The sequence below is a fragment of the Mesorhizobium humile genome (genome assembly GCF_033977215.1).
Lineage (GTDB): Bacteria > Pseudomonadota > Alphaproteobacteria > Rhizobiales > Rhizobiaceae > Mesorhizobium > Mesorhizobium humile.
This window is the reverse complement of sequence record NZ_JAVIIV010000010.1, coordinates 69,575-87,640: the sequence shown is the minus strand read 5'-3', so window position 1 is coordinate 87,640 and position 18,066 is coordinate 69,575. Positions and strand designations below refer to the sequence as shown.

The window sequence follows — 18,066 nt, the reverse complement described above, 5'->3', positions numbered from 1 at the left end:
GTTCAAATGCCCCGCATCCCCACGCCGCAGACCATTGCCGCCGCACCCGACGCCTCGCAGGCGATGCTCAAGGCCGTCGAGAAACAACTCGGTATCGCGCCGAATCTGTTTCGGCTGGTCTCCAACAGCCCGGCGGCGCTGGAGGGTTATCTTGGAATGTCGGCGGCACTATCCAAGGGCCGACTGCCGGCGCCGACCCGAGAGCGCATCGCACTGGCCGTCGCGGAGATCAACGAGTGCACCTACTGTCTTTCCGCCCATACCTACCTGGGCAAGAACCTTGCCGGTCTGGACGATCCGGAGATGATTGCTAACCGGGAAGGGAGTTCCAACGACAGCAAGGCGGCGGCGGCCGTCCAGTTCGCGGCCAAGGTCGCGCGCGAGCGTGGCCATATCGGCCAAGCCGACCTCGATGCGGTGAGACGTGCCGGCTACGACGACGGGCAGATCATAGAGATCGTGCAGCATGTCGCTCTCAACGTCTGGACAAACTACATCAACAAGGTTGCGGATACCGAGATCGACTTCCCTGTCGTTCAATCCCGTCAGGCCGCCTGACACAACTCACTGTTAGCTTTTCTCGGCCTTGGAGAATCCTGCCATGAATGCCCGCGCCTTCACCAGCGATGTCGCCTTTACCCCGACCGTGAAGGCCATCCAGTCCCGCAAGGGGTCGCGCGATTCCTATGCGCGCGTCGAGCAGCGCGGCGGCTGGCGGGCAGCGATCACGCCGGACCTCGCCGCCTTCATCGAAGCGCAGACCAGCGTGTTCCTGGCGACGGCAAACGCCGAAGGCCAACCCTACATCCAGCATCGCGGCGGGCCGGCCGGCTTCCTCAAGGTGTTGGACGAGCACATGATCGGCTTTGCCGATTTTTCCGGGAACAGGCAGTTCATCACCCAGGGCAATCTCGAGGACAACGACCAGGCCTTCCTGTTCCTGATCGACTACATGCTCAGGCAACGCATCAAGATCTGGGGCAGGGCGCGTGTCATTGAGAACGATTCCGAGCTGACAGCAAGGCTGATGCCGGCAGACTACAAAGCGCGGCCGGAGCAGGTGATCCTGTTCACGGTCACGGCCTGGGATGGCAATTGCCCGCAGCACATCCCGCAGCGTTTTGAGGCGGCGGATGTCGCGGCCGCCCTTGCCGAGCGCGACAGGCGCATCGCCGGCCTGGAGCAGGAGATTGCGCGCCTGCGCGGTGATGTGGCGGCTGGAGCAAGTCCAGGAAAAGTGTGAGCGGTTAAGTTCGGCGTCTTCGCCGTAACCTTCCGTTCGGAATTGCGTAAAAACAAAAGAGATAGAGCGGTTCGCCGTTTCACGGAAACGGCGAACCGCTCTAGCTTTAGTTCTTCACCACAGTCGATGCTTCGGCCAGCGTGACGCTCTCGGGCGTCGCGCGCACCGGCAGGAAGCCGCGCGCCAGCGACAGCACATATTTGCTGTATTCGGTAAGCAGCACGCGCAGGGCTTCCGGCTTGGTCAGCCAGCCGCCATTGCCGAGATTGGTGTTGACCACCGGATAGGGCTCGAGGCGCGCGCCATGCAGCAGCCGGCCCATCTCGAGCAGGCTGCGCGGCATGTGGTAATTGTTGGTGACGACGATGATGCTGCCATAGGCGTGGTTCTCCACCCATTTGGCGCTTTCCTCGGCATTGCCGATGGTGTCGAGCGCGGCGCGGTCGATATCGACGCAGCAGGAAAAGAGCTGCTTGTCGCCGCCCATTGCCGCCTGCAACTGACGCTTGGTGGCCGATGGATGGACGCCGCTGATCAGCAAACGTTCACCCTTGCCGGAGGCCAGCAGGTCCATCGCCGCGTCGAGCCGCGACTGCCCGCCGGTGAGCACGATGATGGCGTCGGCCTTGGCTGGATTGAGCGGAGTGGTCATGTGGCTGACCTTGTCGGCGAACCAGCCGAAGCCGCCGGCAAAAAGCACCAGTGCGGCAAGAACCACGAATCCGCAGACGCGCAGGGCAGGCCGCAGACGACCAAGCCTGGCGGGGGCAGCGTTGCGCGCACGCATCGCCGGCATCCGTCCAACCGTATCGATCGAATCCCGCGCTTCCATCATCCCCAGGTTAATCCTGAAAACTTCTAATGGTTAACTCCGAAATGCGGCCGTTGATAGGTGAGACGGCGCACATTGCGTTACGGCAGGTGTCCCACGTGTGATCGTTGTCTTGTTTGTATACAGCGCTTTGCGCCGGTTTTCGGATTGAGCTCATGGATCAGCCCGCATCCGGTTGGCGCACATCGATGTCGCTGAGATAGGCGACGACGGTCGCGTGCGAGGTGGCAGCGGTCAGCACGCCGATCACCAGCACCATCAGGCCGACGCCGAAATAGCCGGCCGAACCGATGGCGAAATTGCCGAACAAAGCGGTCGCCTGGTCGGCCTGGGGCGTGGCCATATTGCGTGACGACCACCAGGAAAAGACGATGAAGACGGCGATCGCCAGGGCGCCGCCGGCGGCCGCGCCCTTCATGCCGGTGACCAGGAAATGCCAGCGGAACTCGCGCGCGATGAAGCGCGCCTCGGCGCCGACGAAATGCAGCACCTCGATGATATGGCCGTTGCCGGCCATGGCGCCGCGCGTGGCGAACACCACCGTCAGCACGGTCGCCGACAGCATCAGCACCAGCACGGCGATGCCGATCGTCACCGTCGTGTGCGCCATGGCGACCAGCCGGTCGACCCAGGTGCGGTGGTCGTCAAGCGCGGCGGTCGGGATCTTCGGCGTGATGGCGGCGCGCATGGCGGCAAAGTCCGGCGGGCTGGCCTCGTCGATGGTGACGATGATGAGGCGCGGCACCGGCAGTTCGTCGATGTTGAGGCCGCTGCCCAGCCATGGCTCCAAAAGGCGCGCGGTCGCGTCGCGGTCGATGATCTTGGTGCCCTTCACGCCGGGGAACTCGCTGGCGATCTGCGTGGCCTGCACAAGCGCCGCCTCCATGTCGAGACCGTCGGCCGGCTTGATCTGGATCGTCGCCTCGCGCGAGATCTGGTTCTCCCAGACGGAGGCGGTATCGCGCACCAGGGTCACCGCGCCGAAGGTGAGGCAGGACAGGAAGGTCATGATGGCGATGACCAGCACCAGCGCCCGTCCGGCGATGTTCTGCGCCGGCACGATCGGCGCCGTCTTGCGCTGGATACGCCGGACCGTCACCGGCGCCTCGGCGTCGGCTTCATCGTGCAGGTGATCGGCCGGAAAGTCAGTCATAGACGTCCAACCTTCCGCCGGCCAGAATCATGCGGCGCGCGTCGACCTGCTCCATCAGGCCAAGGTCGTGGGTGGCGATCACCACGGCTGTGCCCAGCCGGTTCAATTCGATGAACAGCCTGAGCAGCCGGCGCGCCAGCGGCGGGTCGACATTGCCGGTCGGCTCGTCGGCAAGCAGGATCTCGGGCTGCTCGATCAAGGCGCGGGCAATCGCGGCGCGCTGCTTCTCGCCGCCCGAAAGCACCGGCGGCAGGACATGCATGCGGTCGCCGAGGCCGACCCATTTCAGAAGTTCGGTGACGTCGGTGCGGTAGCTCGCCTCCTCGCGGCCGCGCACGCGCAGGGGCAGCGCGACATTCTCGTAGGTGGTCATGTGGTCGAGCAGGCGGAAATCCTGGAACACCACGCCGATGCGGCGGCGCAGCAACGGCAGTTCGCCGCGCGAAATGCGCGAGCGGTCCTTGCCGAAGATGGTGATCAGGCCGCGCGTCGGCTTCAGCGACATGAACAAAAGGCGCAGCAAGGTCGTCTTGCCGGCGCCCGAGGGGCCGCTCAGGAACTGAAAGGAGCGCTCCGGAATGTGCAGGGAGATGTCGCGGAGGATCTCCGGACCCATGCCATAGCGGAGGCCGACATTTTCGAAGCGGATCACGTTCGGCGACCTGAAACTTTCGGCGGCGACGCGCCACAATCTACTTTAACAGACCATCGGCCGGCATGGTTAACCGGCGGTTAATTTTGCAACGTTCAGCGCGCATCAAAGCCATTCCGGTGGGGAAGCGTTAACCAATTCCGTTTACGCAAAAGAAACGAAGACTGCACTGGTGCCGCAATGGCTGACGAGAGAACCGCGCGCCCTGTTTCCGGCGAAATCATGACCGGTCCGGCAACAAATGCCGCGCCGGAACGCGTCATTTTCGATGCGGCCGACATCGTCGATGCCGACTATGTGGTGCTGCCGCGTTTTGCCGCGGCGCCCGCGGCGCCGATGCCGCAGATTCCCTCGACGCCATCGATCGAAGGCATGGGCATGCTGCGTAAACCGGAGGCCGCGCCGTCGCCGCCCTCGCGTGGCGGCCCGGCGTTCTGGATCGCCGGCGTCGGCATGGCGCTGATCTCGTTTTGGGTGTCGGGCGGTCACGCGCTGGTCCGGCAGAGCCCCTTCTGGACGACCGCAACTCCGGCAAGCGCGCTTACCATTTCCGGCGTGACGTCGCGCATCGATGCATCGGGCCTGAAGCCGGTGCTGTTCGTGGATGGCGAGGCGGCCAATGACGGGATGAGGTCGGAGGCGCTGCCGCCGCTCGAAATCCGCGTCACCGACAACAACGCCAACATCATCCGCTACAGGCTGGGGACATCCAACCGCTCGCTGGCTCCCGGCGAAAGATTCGGCTTTTCCAGCCGCCTCGATGTGCCTAAAGACGGCGTCAGGACAGTATCCGTAATCTTCGCCGGCTAGGTGTGCCGATATTCAGGTGAGGCCGGCCTGACCTGAATCTCAACCCGCCTATCGACGTTGCTGCCGATTTTGAAGGACAAAAGCATGCCAGTTGTGCGTGGCAAGGACATCGAGGTCCTGTTTTCGGCGTCGGCGATCGCGCGCCGCAATCTCGAGCTCGCCAAGGAAATCGCCGGGCGCGATTACCATGACCTCCTGGTGATCTCGATCCTCAAGGGCTCGTTCGTCTTCGCCGCCGATCTCATCCGCGCCATGCATGATGTCGGCCTGTCGCCGGAAGTCGAGTTCATCTTCATTTCCAGCTACGGCGCCGGCACGACGAGCGGCGAGGTCAGGGTGCTGCGCGACATCGACAATGAGGTCGCCGGCCGCGACGTGCTGTTGATCGACGACATACTGGAATCCGGCAAGACGCTTTCCTACACGCGCGACCTGATGCTTTCGCGCGGTGCCAAGAGCTGCGCCATCGCCGTGCTGCTCGACAAGCGCATGCGCCGCCAGACCGCGCTCAACGCCGACTATGTCGGCTTCGACTGCCCGGACTATTTCGTCGTCGGCTACGGCATGGATGTCGCCCATGCGTTCCGCGAGCTGCCGTTTGTCGGGGTGGTGAAGGGCGACGCCTGAAGAGGCGTTGAGCTCACCCCGAAAAGCCGCCGTTCGTTAGAATTTTCAGAAAACGTCAACGTTTCGGCGGCATCTATCTCGGCATGGCAAAGCTTCTGATCGTCGAGGACGATGAGTCCGTCCGCACCCTCGCCGCCCGCGCGCTTGAGCGCGACGGCCATAATGTCACCGTCGCCACCGACGGCGCGCAGGGGCTGGATCTGATCCGGCAAGCGCGTGGCGGCTACGATCTGGTGGTGTCCGACATCCGCATGCCGGAAATGGACGGCATCGAAATGGCGACGGCCGCGGCGAGAGAGTTTCCGGCGATGAGAATCATGCTGATGACCGGCTATGCCGACCAGCGCGAGCGCGCCGAGGAACTCAACGGCATCATCCTCGATGTCGTGCAGAAGCCGTTCACGCTGGCCGAGATCCGCGCCCGCGTCGGCAAGGCGCTAAGCTGCTTCGCTTGAGACCGCACCGGCTGCCGGCGCGGCGCCTCGCCGACGCCCGCCGCCGAGCGCAAGCAGGCCGGCGCCGATGATCAGCGCCGCGCCGAGCACGGTCGTTTCGCGCGGCACCTCGGCGAAGAACAGGAACCCCCACAGCGGCGACCACAGGATGCCGGTATATTCGAACGTCGCGACGCGGTTGGCCGGCGCCATCCGGTAGGCCTGCGAGAGCAGGATCATGCCGGCGGACGCGACGAAGCCGCAGGCGGCCATCTTCAGGAAATCCGGCATCGTCGGCCATACCCATGGCCGCACCAGGAATTCGACGCTCGGATGCGCCGCATGGGTGATGCCGGCCACATGAAAGACGGCCGCAACGGCGACGGCGCCGCTGAGATAGGCACCGTTCTGGTAGAAGGCCATCACCGTCGATGATTCAGTGTCGCCGATGCGGCGCGCCATCAACTGCGAAAAGCCGTAGAGGAAGGCCGAGCCCAGCGACAGCAGTGCTGCCCAGTCGAACACGCCGGCGCCCGGACGCACCATCACCAGCACGCCGACCAGGCCGATCAGCACCGTCGCCAGCGTCTTCCACGAGACGCGCTCGCCGAGATAGGGACCGGCCATCGCCATGATGAACAACGGCGCCATGAAATAGAGCGCCACCGCGTCGGCCAGCGGCAGGGCGGCGATCGCCAGATAGTAGACCGTATAGGACGAGAACTGGATGAAGGCGCGCAGCGTCAGCATGCCTGCCCGCTTCGACAGCACCGCCTTCAGCCCGACATCGACTTGGACGAGAACGATCAGGATCGGCAGCGCGACGATGGCGCGGATCGCCATCACCTGGGTCACCGGATAGCCGCTCGACACCGCTTTCACCAGCGGATCCTGCAGTGAAAAGACCAGCACGCCGAGGCAGAGGCTCAGAATGCCTAGCACCATCCGGTTCTGCATCAGTGTCGGCCCCCCGCGAGCCGTTAGGGTATTCATTTCACGCAATTCCGGACGGAAAACCGCTGGGCCTGGAATTGCTCCAGATCAGGATGACGTTTCGGTGAACCGCCACCATGATCTAGCTCTTTGTTGAAGCGTGATCTTCTCCGAAAACCGGTTCACGCCTTTCGGGATCACGCTCGTAAAAAGAACCCGCTACCATTTTCAGGCAGCGGGTACGAGTGAGGACTCTTCGATTGGTCCGCGGCCGATTTCGCGGTCGCATATCCAATGGGTATGGGGACTATCCCGCGGCGTTTGACATCTTGCAAACGAATTGGAATGATGCCTGCAATCAAATTTGCTTATGGCGGAATCGATGAAGCCCGTGCTCGACAGCGACCTCCTGCGCACCTTCGTGGCGGTGGCCGAAACCGGCAATTTCACCCGCGCGGCCGAGAAAGCCGGGCGCACGCAATCGGCCGTGTCGATGCAGATGAAGAAGCTGGAGGACATGGTCGGCGACGATCTGTTCGAACGAGGCTCGCGCGGGGTGGCGCTGACGCGCCGCGGCGGCGAGCTCATTGTCAACGCGCGCCGGATCGTCTCTCTGCTCGACGAGACGGCCGCCTCGCTGGTGGCGCCGCCGCTCGGCGGGCTGGTGCGCATCGGCATCCCGGCCGAATATGGCCGGTCGATCCTGTCGCGGGCACTGGGCGAATTCGCCAAGCGGCATCCGCGCGTCGAGGTCACGGTGCGTTACGCGCATTCGGATTCGCAGGTGAGGGCGCTTGCGGCCGGCGAGCTCGATCTCGCCGTGGTGTTCGAATGGGAGGGCTCTTCCGGCGGCGAGGTGCTGATGCACGATCCGACGGTGTGGGTGACATCGACGCTGCATCACATGCATGAGGAACGGCCGGTGCCGATCGCGCTCTACAGCCGCAACGGCTGGTGCCGCGACTTTGCGATCAAGTCGCTGCAGCAGCGCGGCCTCGATTACCGCGTCGCCTACACCAGCGACACCAATGGCGGCCTGACGCTTGCGGTCACCTCGGGCCTGGCGATCGCGCCGATCTCGCGCAGCAACATCCCGGAGGATTGCCGCGAGCTGACGGTCGCCGACGGTTTCGGCGACATCGATTCCTCGAATGTCGTGCTGCACCGCAATCCGCTGGCGACCGGCGAGGCGATCGACGGCATGGAGAACGCGATCCGCGAGGCCTTCATGCTGACCCGGCAGGCGAGCGTGGCGGTTGGGCTTTAATCCGGCGGGCCGCTTTCGATCTGCCTCAGCCAACGCATGGCATCGTTCAGTCGGTCGTCGCCCCAGAACACCTCGCCGTCGACGAGGAAACTCGGCGAGCCGAAAATGCCCAGCGCCTTGGCCTGTTCCGTCGCGACGGCGAGATCAGCCTTGGCGGCGTCGCTGTCGGCCTGCCGCAAGATGGGCTCGGGTTCTCGCCCGGCCTTTTCGATACTTGCCGAGATGTTGGGCTCGCTCCCTGCGGGCTCGCCCAGCTCGAACCAGCGACGGTAGCTCTCCCGCGCATAGGCCTCGCACCAGCCTTCACGCGCGGCGATGACGGCGACACGATTGGCGCGCTCGAGTTCGGCAAGCGGATAGGGCGCCGGCAGCTTCGGCACCATCCCGTACATCGCGGCGCGGCGCTCGATATCGCGCCACATATAGGCGGCCTTTGCCGGCTTCCTGGCGAAGGGGATGTTGTCCATCTCGATCATGATCGAGCGCACGTTGAACGGTCGCCAGCGGAACTCGATGCCGGTTTCAGCCTGGATGTCCGCCAGTCGCATCACCGAAAGATAGCTGTAGGTGCTGCCGATGGAAAACCAGAAGTCGATCATCGCCATATCCCCTTGACGGCGACGATATCGGCAGCCGGGCCGGACGACAACCGACCGCGCTCAGTCGCTCTCGAAGAAAGTCAGGTGGTTGCCGAAGGGATCTATGACCGTGACCTCCTTCGTCTGCCACGGCGTCGTCTCCAGGCCTGGCCTGTTGAAGCGGTATTTCTTGGCAATAAACTCGCGATGCAAGTCAACGATACCGGCGACTGCGACGCGAATGTGGGCGCCCGGCGACCCGTCGCCATGATGCTCGCTCAAATGCAATTCGCAACCGTCGCGCGCGATGCCCATGTAGAGCGGCGCATTGTCGTCGAAGCGATGTTCGAAGCGGACTTCGAAGCCGAGGAAATCGAGATAGAATTCGCGCGCCTTGGCGATGTCGAACATGCGCAGGATCGGCGTGACGGTTCCAAGCTTTGGCATAGGCGACGGCAATCCGGAAGGGTTTGAGTGGTTCACGCAATTCCGGACGGAAAACCGCTTCACACTTTTCCTGGAATTGCTTTGGGCGAGCTTACTTCAGTTCCAGCAGCCGTTCGAGATAGCTGCGCTCGATGTCAGGGCTGAGCGCGTTGCCGAGCCGCTTGCGGATCGCGTCGAGGATCTGGCGCGCGCGCTGGACGTCGATCTCGTCGGGAACCTTGACCGAGGTGCCGTCATCGGGGCCGTTGGTGGCGCGCGGCCGTCCCAGCGGATCGCGGTCGGCATCCTGCTGGCGGCCGCCCTGCTCGCTGCCGCCCTGGTCGCCCTGCATGGCCTGCATCTGCTTCATCATGTCCTTGGCGCCGCGGCGCAGCGCCTCGAGCGCGCGGCCCTGGTGGCCGACGGCCTGGTCGCCATCGCCCTGGCCAAGCGATTTTTCGGCATTGCCCATCGATTTGCCGGCCTCGCCGAAGCCCTCATTGGGCTCCATGCCCATGCCCTCGAGGCCCTTCTTCAGTTGGTCGAGCTCGCTCTGCAGCTGGCCCTGGCCTTCCTGCAGCTGCTTCAGCGCATCGGCCAAATCCTTCGGCGACATTTTCGGCCGTCCCAGCGGATCGCGGTCCTGGCCGGGGCCGGGCCGCTGCTGCTGGTCGTCGGACTGGCCCTGCTCGCCGTCCTCGCCAAGCTGCTGCTGCTCGCCGCCTTCGCCACGCTGCCCGCGCTGCATCTGGTCCAGCCGGAAGGTGTCGTTCATCATTTCCTGCTGGCGGCGCATGATGTCGCCGAGCTTGTCCATCTGCTGGCGCAACTCGCTATCCTGCTCGCCGCCCGGCTGCTGACGGCCGGCCTGCAGGTTGTTCATCATGTCCTGCAGCTCGGAGAGAAGCTGCTGGGCCTTGTCGCGATCACCCGATTTGGCCAGGTTCTCGATCTGGTCCATCATGCGATCGATATCGCTCTGGCGCAGCTCGCGGCCGTTCTGCTGCATCTGCGGCGCGTTCGGGTTCTGCCGCGCGCGCTGGGCGAATTCCTGCAGGAACTGGTTCATCGCCTCGCGCAGTTCCTTCATCGCCTTCTCGATCTCCTGATCGCTGGCGCCGTTCTTGATGGCGTCCTGCAACGCCTGCTGCGCCTGGCGCAGCCGCCGCTCGGCGGCCGACAGATTGCCTTCCTCGATGCCGAGCGCGATTTCCCACAGATAGGACACGACGTTGCGCAGCTGGTCGTCGCTCTCGGAGAGCTTCAGCCGGCTCCTCGCGCTCATGATGGCGAGATAGTTCGACATGTTGTCGAACGTGTCCTCGGGACGCAGCGTGATCGCGTCCATCAGGTCGAGGACGCGCGGCTTGGCATTGGTGTCGAGCGCCAGCAGCCGGCGCTGCTCGATCAGCGCGCGGGCGAGCGGGTTGGCGAAAGGCCGCTCCGGCATCGCAAGCGTCTTGGTTTCGCTGGTCGCGGTGTGGCCGGCATCGTCGGTGACGCTCAGCGTCAGCTTGATGTTGGTGCCGGCCCAGACATGTTCGGTCAGGTCCTTGGTCGTCTTGGCGGCGTTCGCCTTGCCGCCGCGGCGCGGCAGCGTCAACGGCATGTCGGGCGCGCCGTAGAGCGGATGGGCCTTGGCCGCCGGCGGGTCCGACAGCTCGAAAACGGCCTTGCCTGAGGCCGCGCCATAGTCGTCGTCGATCTGGTAGTTCAACTCGATGGAGCCGTTGACGGCACGCTTCGGTTCGCCGACGAAACGGATCGTCGGCGGCTTGTCGGGAATGACGGCGAAGGCCCAGTGACCGAGATCGCCCTCGCCGGATTTCAGCGTCAGCGTGCCGTTGGTGTTCAGCTTGCCGGAGAACTGGCGCACCTTTGGCGCCGTCTGGCTGGCGGCGGCGGGCACGGTTCCTTTGGGTACGGGGGGCGCCGTGGGCTCGATGGCGCGGTCATTGCCGCCTTGATCGGCATAGCTCAGCGTTTCCTCACCCGAGCCGCCAGTGACGCGCAGCGAAACGTCGCTGCCCTGCGGAACGGAGAAGGTCTGGACGGCCTGGTTGGCATCGGCGGTCAGGAACAGCGGAGCCTTGCCGGTGTAGGCGGGCGGCGTCACCCAGGCGTCGATGCGCGGCGGCACCGCGTCATGCGCGGCGCGGGCGACAAAAGCGTCGCTGACCCTGCCGCCAAAGGGTCCAAAGGAGAAGGCCAAAGCCGTGACGAACAGCAGCCCCGCCACGGCGCGCAGGCCCCAGCGGTCATACTCCGGCACGCCGGTGCGCGGCCGGTCGGCGCCAAGGTTGGAAAGCCGCTCGGCCATGCGCTTCTGGTGCTCGCGCCACAGCGCCTGCGAGAAGGTGCTGTCGGTGCCGCTCGGCCGGTCGGTCTGCACCTGCACTGGGCTGTGCAGCAATTCGTTCGCCGCCTCGATGCGCCTGTCGACCTCGGCCGCCGAGGGCATGCGGAAGAAGCGCAGCGGATAGAGAGCCGCGAGCGCCGCCAGCGCGAACAGGATCAGAAGGCCGATACGCGCCGCGTCCGGCAGACGCGGGAACAGGCCGAACCATGAAAAGCTGAGGAACAGGCTGGCGACGACCAGCAGCGGCAGCACCAGCGGCCAGGCGCGCTCGAAGAGCATCGAGGCCCGCGTTGCCAAGCGGCTGAGCGCCAAGCGCCCCGCCAGGCCGCGTTCGCCGCTGGAAATGGGTCGTTCGGTCATCGGCCCTTCCTGCCAGGGCACAATAGCCCGGACGTCATCGGCAGAAGGATACCAGCAAACACGGCAAAGGCGAGGCGGGTTCCAAAAACGTGAAGCGGTTTGGCCGGGTTATGATCAGAAATTGGCCGGATTCGTGTTGGAACCGCAGACGAGCACTGCCACGCGCTCGCTCTCCGCCGGCATATAGCGCCCCGACAGCATGGCGGCAAAGGCCGCGGCGCCACCGGGCTCGGCGATGATTCGCACGCGGTCCCACAGCGCCTTCTGCGCCACGACGATGTCGTCGTCGCTGACCAGGATCGAGCGTTCGACGAAGGCCTCGGCGATCGGGAACATCATTTCGCCGACGCGCTTCGGCGCCAGCGAATCGGCGGCAATGCCTTCGGCGGGCGCATCGACCGGATGGCCGGCCTCCAGGGCGCGGTAAAGTGTCGGCGCTCCCTCGGGCTCGATGGCGATGATGCGGATGCGCCCCGAGAACCAGGCGGCGATGCCGCCGATCAGGCCGCCGCCGCCGACGGCGACAAGCAGCGTGTCGATTTCAGGCAGGTCGGCCTCGATCTCCAGGCCGAGCGTGCCCTGGCCGAGCAGCGTCTCCGCCTGGTTGAAGGCGTGCACCTGCAGGGCGCCGGTCCTGGCTGCAAAATCCTCGCTGGCGGCGAGTGCCTCTGCATAGCGCGCGCCGCCGACCACCAGCTCCGCACCGTAGCCGCGAATGCGCGCGAGCTTCGCCGGCGGGCTGACCTCGGGCACGAAGATGCTGGCCTTGTGGCCGAGCTTCATGGCGGCGTAAGCGACCGCGGCGCCATGATTTCCGCCGGACGCGGCGACCACGCCAGCCTCGGGCACCTGGCGTTCGAGCAGGTTGGTGAAGGCGCCACGCGCCTTGAACGAGCCGGAATGCTGCAGGCATTCGAGCTTCAGATCGACCGGAAAGGCGGGACAGCCGAAATCCGCCATGTCGACGCGCATCACCGGGGTGTGGCGGATATAGGGGCGGATGCGCGGCTCGACAGCGGCGATGCGCTCGCGCGTGATCGTTCTGGTGTTCAACATGACCTGCTCCTCGGGATTGACTTCAATTAGTAACTTAGCAAAATGGCTAAATGCAAGAGGTCGACATCTTCAAGGCGATCGCCAATGAGCGCAGGCTGCAGATCCTCGATTGGCTCAAGGATCCGCGCGCGCATTTTCCGCGCCAGGCCGATGGCGACCTGGTCGAGGACGGTGTCTGCGCGCTGCTGATCGCCGAAAAGCTCGGCATCACCCAGGCGACGCTGAGCGAGCACATGCGCGTGCTGACCCAGGCCGGCCTGCTCAGCACCAAGCGCACCAAGCAATGGATCTTCTATCGCCGCGACGAGGGCCGGATCGCCGAGGCCAAGGCGCTGATCCAAGAGAAGATCTAGACTAGCTCTTCGTCAGGCGCGCTACTTCAGCCAGTCGGGGACCGAATCCAGTCCGAGCAGGTCCTCATAGGTCTGGCGCGGCCGCACGACATGGAAGCGGTCGCCGTCGACCAGAACCTCGGGCACCAGAAGCCTGGTGTTGTAGGTGCCGGCCTGCACCGCGCCGTAGGCGCCGGCGGTGGAAACGGCGATCAGGTCGCCGGCCTTCAGCTTCGGCAGGTCGCGGTCGAGGCCGATGAAATCGCCGGTCTCGCAGACCGGGCCGACGACGTCGACCTTCATGCGCGGCGTGGAAGCGGGTGGCTGCACCACCGGCTTGATGTCGTGGAAGGCGTCATAGAGCGTCGGCCGGATCAGGTCGTTCATGGCGGCGTCGACGACAAGAAAGTTCTTGGCGTCGCCCTCCTTCACATAGATGACCTCAGACACCAGGATGCCGGCATTGCCGACGATCAGGCGGCCGGGCTCGAACATCACCTTCAGGCCCAGCCTGGTGACGTGCTTCCTGACGATCTCGGCATAGGCGTCGGGCAGCGGCGGCGGGCTGTTGTCGACGCGGTAGGGAATGCCGAGACCGCCGCCGAGATCGACATGCTCGATGGCATGTCCGTCGGCGCGCAACGCCCCGACCAGTTCGACCAGCAGCGCGAAGGCATCGTCGAACGGCCGCAATTCGGTGATCTGGCTGCCGATATGGGTATCGATGCCGGTCACCTTGATGCCCGGCAGTTGCGCAGCACGGGCATAGACCTGCCGCGCGCGCTGCCACGGAATGCCGAACTTGTTCTCGGCCTTGCCGGTCGAGATCTTCTTGTGCGTTCTGGCATCGACATCCGGATTGATGCGCAGCGACATGGGCGCCAGCTTGCCGAGCGCCACGGCGCGCGCCGACAAAAGCTCCAGCTCGGGCTCGGATTCGACGTTGAAGCAGAGAATGCCGGCGGAAAGCGCGAAGTCCATCTCGCGCGCGGTCTTGCCGACGCCGGAAAACAGGATCTTGTTGGCCGGGATGCCGGCGGCCAGGGCGCGGCGCAATTCGCCTTCGGAGACGACGTCGGCGCCGGCGCCCTGCCTGGCCAGCGTCCTCAGCACGGCCTGGTTGGAGTTCGCCTTCATGGCGTAGCAGACCAGAGCGTCGAGGCCGGAAAAAGCTTGCCTGAAGACGCGGAAATGCCGGGTCAGCGTCGCCGTCGAATAGCAATAGAAGGGGGTGCCGACCTCGGCTGCGATATCAGGGATGGCGACATCCTCGGCATGGAGAACGCCGTCGCGGTAATCGAAATGGTTCACAGGGTCCGGTTCCGAAAAGTTGAAGCTCGATGAGATCGGGTCGATCTCATCGGCTCTAGAGCAGGGGATCGAGGATGAACTTCCTGTCCTTGACCGGTTTTTCCGGCTCGGGCGGCACCGGCTGCTTGGCTTTTTCCGCATCCTTGCGCGCCTGCTCCGCCGCCTCATAGGGCGTGTCGAGGCCGGTCTTCCTGCCGCAGGCCGTGACGGTGACAACCGCCGCCAGCAGCGCGAGCGTCACCAAAATCCTGCTACGGGTCATCGATCCATCCGTTCGAAACTGATTGCGTGCTGCGCTTTTAGCCGAGTTTTCAGCGCTTTGCATCCCGGCAATTGTTTTGATGCATGTCGTTGTCCCAGAACCGCTGCACACTTCTCGGCGACATGCACTAAGCTTTGTCGAGACGCTTTTTCCAGTAGCGGACCTGCTTTCGCACTTCCGACGGCGCGGTGCCGCCGAAGCTCGTGCGGCTCTTCACCGAATTCTGCACGGCAAGCACCGAGAAGATGCCGTCAGTGATGCCGGGATGGATCGAACGCAGGTCCTCCAGCGAGAGCTTTTCCAACCCGACCTTCTTCTCCTCGGCGAGCGCCACGGCGCGGCCGGTGACATGATGAGCCTCGCGGAAGGGCAGGCCCAGATTGCGCACCAGCCAGTCGGCAAGGTCGGTCGCGGTGGCGTGACCTGCGCCGGCGGCCTTCTTCATGGCGGCGGCGTTGACGCTCATGTCGCGCACCATGCCGGCGGTCGCCGCCAGCATCAGGTCGAGCGTCTCGGCGGCGTCGAAAACCGCTTCCTTGTCTTCCTGCATGTCCTTGCCGTAGGTCAGTGGCATGCCCTTCATCACGGTCAGCAGGCCGATGAGATGGCCGTTGACGCGGCCGGTCTTGCCGCGCACCAGTTCGGCGGCGTCCGGGTTCTTCTTCTGCGGCATGATCGAGGAGCCGGTGGAGAAGGAATCCGACAGGCGGATGAAGCCGAATTGCGGCGTCGACCAGATGATGATCTCCTCGGCGAGCCTGGAGAGGTGCGTCGCGCAGATCGCGGCGAGGCTCAGGAATTCGAGCGCGAAATCGCGATCCGAGACGCTGTCGAGGGAATTGCGCGTCGGCTCGCGGAAGCCCAGCGCCTTGGCGGTCATGTGGCGGTCAATGCCGAAACTGGTGCCGGCAAGGGCCGCCGCGCCCAGCGGGCTTTCGTCCATGCGCTCGATGGCGTCGTTGACGCGCGAGAGGTCGCGGCCGAACATTTCGACATAGGCCATGCAATGGTGGCCGAAAGTCACGGGCTGCGCGGCCTGCATATGGGTGAAACCGGGCATGACGGTCGCCGCATGCTCCTCGGCGCGTTCCAGGAGCGCGGCGATCAGATCCTTCAACGCCTGGGCGACGCGCTGGCACTCCTGCTTGACCCAGAGCCTCAGGTCGACCGCCACCTGGTCGTTGCGCGAGCGGGCGGTGTGCAGGCGTCCGGCCGCCGCGCCGATCAGGTCGGCAAGGCGGGCCTCGACATTCATGTGGATGTCTTCCAGCTTGGTCGAGAATTCGAACGTGCCGGCCTCGATCTCTTTCAGGATCGTGTTCAGCCCGTGAGCGATTTTTTCTTGATCTGCCGCCGAAATAATGCCCGTTTCAGCCAACATCTGGCTATGGGCGATCGATCCGCCTATGTCCTGCGCATAGAGCTTGCGGTCGAAGCCGATCGACGCGTTGATGGCTTCCATGATCGCGGCCGGACCCGAGGCAAAACGTCCGCCCCACATCTGGTTGCTGGCCTTCTTGTCGCTCATCGCTATAACCCGTGCTCCGGAGCAGTTTTGAAAATGGCAGACGGCAAGAGATTCTTTTTTCCGGCTACGCGCCTCATCCTTGCCGCTTTGGTGGCGGGCGTGCTGGCCGGCGCGGTCGCGGTATATGTCAGCGAGAGCGGTTCTGGCAACAACGCTGCCCCCGGGAAGGTCGCCGCGGCCGCCGGCAAGGACGATGCCGCCTGCGCGGCCAAGGCCGGGCGCGCCAAGCAGATCGCCGCGAAGGCCGTCGGCCAGGTCGCGGCCCTGCAGCCGGCCGACCCGCCGCAATCGCTGAAGAGCCTGGCCTTCAACGGCCCCGACGGCAAGCCGATGACGCTGGCCGATCATGCCGGCAAGACGGTGCTGCTCAATCTGTGGGCGACATGGTGCGCGCCGTGCCGCGCCGAGATGCCCGCCCTCGATGCGCTGCAGAAGGAAAAGGGCGGCAATGCCTTCGAGGTCGTCGCGGTCAATGTCGATACCGGCGACGACACGAAGCCGAAGAAGTTCCTCAAGGAGATCGGCGTCGAGACGCTCGGCTTCTACCGGGATCCGACGATCGCGCTGTTCAATGAAGTGAAGACGCGCGGGCTGGCGCTCGGGCTTCCGGTCACCATGCTGATCGATGGCGAAGGCTGCCTGATCGCGCATATGAACGGCCCGGCCGAATGGTCGAGCCCCGACGCCAAGCGGCTGGTGGAAGCGGCCGTGGGACCGTGACCGCCGGGTCGGTGCCCATCCGATGACCGTTACTTCACCCGCACCGTCACCACCAACGCCTCGTGATCGGCGCTCGGGCTGCCGTCCGGCAACACCGCCGGCAGCGTCGCCGGCGCGCTTGCCGTGAGGCCGCGGGTGAAAAACCAGTCGATATGACCGGCAGGCGTCAAATCGCCGGCCGCGCGCCGCTGGGTGGGCTTGTCGAAAGCATTGGCCGTCTTCCAGTCGTAGCCATGCTCGGCAAACACCGCGAACAAGGGCTCATGACGCTCCGGATCCATCAGCCGGTCCGGCTCGGCGGCGACGCGCTCTAGCCAAGCGGCGGGATCGTCATTGCGTTCCGGATAGGTGGCGGTCAGCGTATTGAAATCGCCGCCGATGAGGACCGGCGCATCCGCGTCATATCTGTCGATGGCGTCGAGCAGATGGCGCGTCTGGTCGGCGCGGCCGGCTGGCGTCGTGCGGTTTTCGAGATGCACCGAAGCGACGGTGACCCGATGGTCGCCGACCATCACCTGGCCGCCAAGCGCCATGCGGCCGCCGATGCGCGGCTGGCCGTGCTCCGGCAGGAACCAGGCGCCGGCGGCGTCCAGGCGAATGAGAAAAGGCCGCAGCAGCGGAACGGCGCTGGTTACGGCATTGCCGTGGAAGCCCTCGCTGTTCTCAGCGCTGCCATTTGCCGCCTGCTCCGTCTCGTTGCCGGTGCCGAGTTCCAGGAACTCGACGCCATAGGCGTAGGAATGAGCTAGGCGATCGGCAAGCCGGCTCAACAGATGGCCGTTGCCGGAGCGCGCCATGCCCTTGTCGACCTCCGACAGCAGCACGACGTCCGGCGCCCGGCCGGCGATCGTTGCGGCGATGGCATCGACATGACGCAGCCGCTCGACATTCCAGGCCAGCACGGTCAGGCTCTCGCCGGCGCTCCCACGCGACGCCTGGCCGCCGATCTCGATTTCACCGAGGGCGGGAACGGCGGCGGCATGGCGCAGATGGGTGGCGCTGTCGCGGGGCCCGTCCCGCATGGCGTTGCGGGCGGCGACGGGCACGTGCGTGAGCTGCGGGACCAGCATGTCTCTTGTCATCCATTTAGCCGGTTAATCACGGTAGGTCTTTTCGCCGCTTCGAGGCGCCCTAGCTTCCTAGAGCGCCGATGTGACGTTTTCATGCCGGCGCGACCGCTGCC

20 protein-coding genes are annotated in these 18,066 nt (G+C 65.0%); 8 read left to right on the top strand and 12 right to left on the bottom strand.

Annotated elements, in window-relative coordinates:
- Positions 1-6 precede the first annotated feature (6 nt).
- Positions 7-558, top strand: a complete 552-nt coding sequence (locus RFM52_RS16670) for a carboxymuconolactone decarboxylase family protein (protein ID WP_320296687.1) — start codon at positions 7-9, stop codon at positions 556-558.
- Between the two features lie 43 nt (positions 559-601).
- A complete protein-coding gene (locus RFM52_RS16665) occupies positions 602-1,243 on the top strand; it encodes a pyridoxamine 5'-phosphate oxidase family protein (RefSeq protein ID WP_320296688.1) in 642 nt (213 codons plus the stop codon).
- A 106-nt stretch (positions 1,244-1,349) separates the two neighbouring features.
- Here RFM52_RS16665 and RFM52_RS16660 read toward each other — a convergent pair whose 3' ends face one another.
- The 3 genes from RFM52_RS16660 to ftsE form a co-directional block, all read right to left on the bottom strand.
- Positions 1,350-2,030, bottom strand: coding sequence for a YdcF family protein (locus tag RFM52_RS16660; RefSeq protein WP_320296689.1), 681 nt, complete (start codon positions 2,028-2,030; stop codon positions 1,350-1,352).
- A 205-nt stretch (positions 2,031-2,235) separates the two neighbouring features.
- Complete coding sequence (locus RFM52_RS16655) at positions 2,236-3,228, bottom strand: cell division protein FtsX (protein ID WP_320296690.1); 993 nt, start codon at positions 3,226-3,228, stop codon at positions 2,236-2,238.
- The gene (gene ftsE, locus RFM52_RS16650) at positions 3,221-3,880 is read right to left on the bottom strand and encodes a cell division ATP-binding protein FtsE (RefSeq protein WP_027167480.1); all 660 of its coding nucleotides are present in this window, start codon (positions 3,878-3,880) and stop codon (positions 3,221-3,223) included. The genes RFM52_RS16655 and ftsE overlap by 8 nt, the downstream gene beginning before the upstream one ends.
- Before the next feature lie 180 nt (positions 3,881-4,060).
- On the opposite strand from ftsE, the gene RFM52_RS16645 reads away from it, so the two are divergent.
- From RFM52_RS16645 to RFM52_RS16635, 3 genes are all read left to right on the top strand, one after another.
- A complete protein-coding gene (locus tag RFM52_RS16645) occupies positions 4,061-4,690 on the top strand; it encodes a hypothetical protein (protein WP_320296691.1) in 630 nt (209 codons plus the stop codon).
- Between the two features lie 84 nt (positions 4,691-4,774).
- Entirely contained in the window at positions 4,775-5,317 is a 543-nt protein-coding gene (gene hpt, locus RFM52_RS16640; protein ID WP_095816886.1) for a hypoxanthine phosphoribosyltransferase, read from the top strand.
- A gap of 83 nt (positions 5,318-5,400) precedes the next feature.
- On the top strand, positions 5,401-5,772 hold the full coding sequence (locus tag RFM52_RS16635; RefSeq protein WP_320296692.1) for a response regulator: 372 nt from the start codon (positions 5,401-5,403) through the stop codon (positions 5,770-5,772).
- On the opposite strand, the gene RFM52_RS16630 is transcribed toward RFM52_RS16635, so the two are convergent.
- Positions 5,755-6,708, bottom strand: a complete 954-nt coding sequence (locus RFM52_RS16630) for a DMT family transporter (protein WP_320296778.1) — start codon at positions 6,706-6,708, stop codon at positions 5,755-5,757. The genes RFM52_RS16635 and RFM52_RS16630 overlap by 18 nt on opposite strands.
- 358 nt (positions 6,709-7,066) lie before the next feature.
- Here RFM52_RS16630 and RFM52_RS16625 point away from each other — a divergent pair, with 358 nt between their 5' ends.
- Positions 7,067-7,951, top strand: a complete 885-nt coding sequence (locus RFM52_RS16625) for a LysR family transcriptional regulator (RefSeq protein ID WP_320296693.1) — start codon at positions 7,067-7,069, stop codon at positions 7,949-7,951.
- On the opposite strand, the gene RFM52_RS16620 is transcribed toward RFM52_RS16625, so the two are convergent.
- The 4 genes from RFM52_RS16620 to RFM52_RS16605 all read right to left on the bottom strand — a co-directional run bounded on the left by RFM52_RS16620 (position 7,948) and on the right by RFM52_RS16605 (position 12,730).
- On the bottom strand, positions 7,948-8,550 hold the full coding sequence (locus tag RFM52_RS16620; protein ID WP_320296694.1) for a 2-hydroxychromene-2-carboxylate isomerase: 603 nt from the start codon (positions 8,548-8,550) through the stop codon (positions 7,948-7,950). The genes RFM52_RS16625 and RFM52_RS16620 overlap by 4 nt on opposite strands.
- A 60-nt stretch (positions 8,551-8,610) precedes the next feature.
- On the bottom strand, positions 8,611-8,976 hold the full coding sequence (locus RFM52_RS16615) for a glyoxalase superfamily protein (RefSeq protein WP_320296695.1): 366 nt from the start codon (positions 8,974-8,976) through the stop codon (positions 8,611-8,613).
- Between the two features lie 91 nt (positions 8,977-9,067).
- The gene (locus RFM52_RS16610) at positions 9,068-11,674 is read right to left on the bottom strand and encodes a TIGR02302 family protein (RefSeq protein WP_320296696.1); all 2,607 of its coding nucleotides are present in this window, start codon (positions 11,672-11,674) and stop codon (positions 9,068-9,070) included.
- Positions 11,675-11,788: 114 nt separating this feature from the next.
- A complete protein-coding gene (locus tag RFM52_RS16605) occupies positions 11,789-12,730 on the bottom strand; it encodes a threonine/serine dehydratase (RefSeq protein WP_320296697.1) in 942 nt (313 codons plus the stop codon).
- 50 nt (positions 12,731-12,780) lie between these two features.
- On the opposite strand from RFM52_RS16605, the gene RFM52_RS16600 reads away from it, so the two are divergent.
- Complete coding sequence (locus tag RFM52_RS16600) at positions 12,781-13,083, top strand: ArsR/SmtB family transcription factor (protein WP_320296698.1); 303 nt, start codon at positions 12,781-12,783, stop codon at positions 13,081-13,083.
- Between the two features lie 21 nt (positions 13,084-13,104).
- Here the strand turns inward: RFM52_RS16600 and lysA are convergent, their stop codons facing one another.
- The 3 genes from lysA to argH form a co-directional block, all read right to left on the bottom strand.
- Positions 13,105-14,373, bottom strand: a complete 1,269-nt coding sequence (gene lysA / locus RFM52_RS16595; RefSeq protein WP_320296699.1) for a diaminopimelate decarboxylase — start codon at positions 14,371-14,373, stop codon at positions 13,105-13,107.
- A gap of 55 nt (positions 14,374-14,428) precedes the next feature.
- The gene (locus RFM52_RS16590; RefSeq protein WP_127253283.1) at positions 14,429-14,635 is read right to left on the bottom strand and encodes a lipoprotein; all 207 of its coding nucleotides are present in this window, start codon (positions 14,633-14,635) and stop codon (positions 14,429-14,431) included.
- A 127-nt stretch (positions 14,636-14,762) separates the two neighbouring features.
- On the bottom strand, positions 14,763-16,163 hold the full coding sequence (gene argH / locus RFM52_RS16585) for an argininosuccinate lyase (RefSeq protein WP_320296700.1): 1,401 nt from the start codon (positions 16,161-16,163) through the stop codon (positions 14,763-14,765).
- A gap of 33 nt (positions 16,164-16,196) precedes the next feature.
- Here argH and tlpA point away from each other — a divergent pair, with 33 nt between their 5' ends.
- Entirely contained in the window at positions 16,197-16,883 is a 687-nt protein-coding gene (gene tlpA, locus RFM52_RS16580) for a thiol:disulfide interchange protein TlpA (RefSeq protein WP_320296701.1), read from the top strand.
- A gap of 29 nt (positions 16,884-16,912) precedes the next feature.
- On the opposite strand, the gene RFM52_RS16575 is transcribed toward tlpA, so the two are convergent.
- On the bottom strand, positions 16,913-17,953 hold the full coding sequence (locus tag RFM52_RS16575) for an endonuclease/exonuclease/phosphatase family protein (protein WP_320296702.1): 1,041 nt from the start codon (positions 17,951-17,953) through the stop codon (positions 16,913-16,915).
- Between the last annotated feature and the right edge of the window lie 113 nt (positions 17,954-18,066).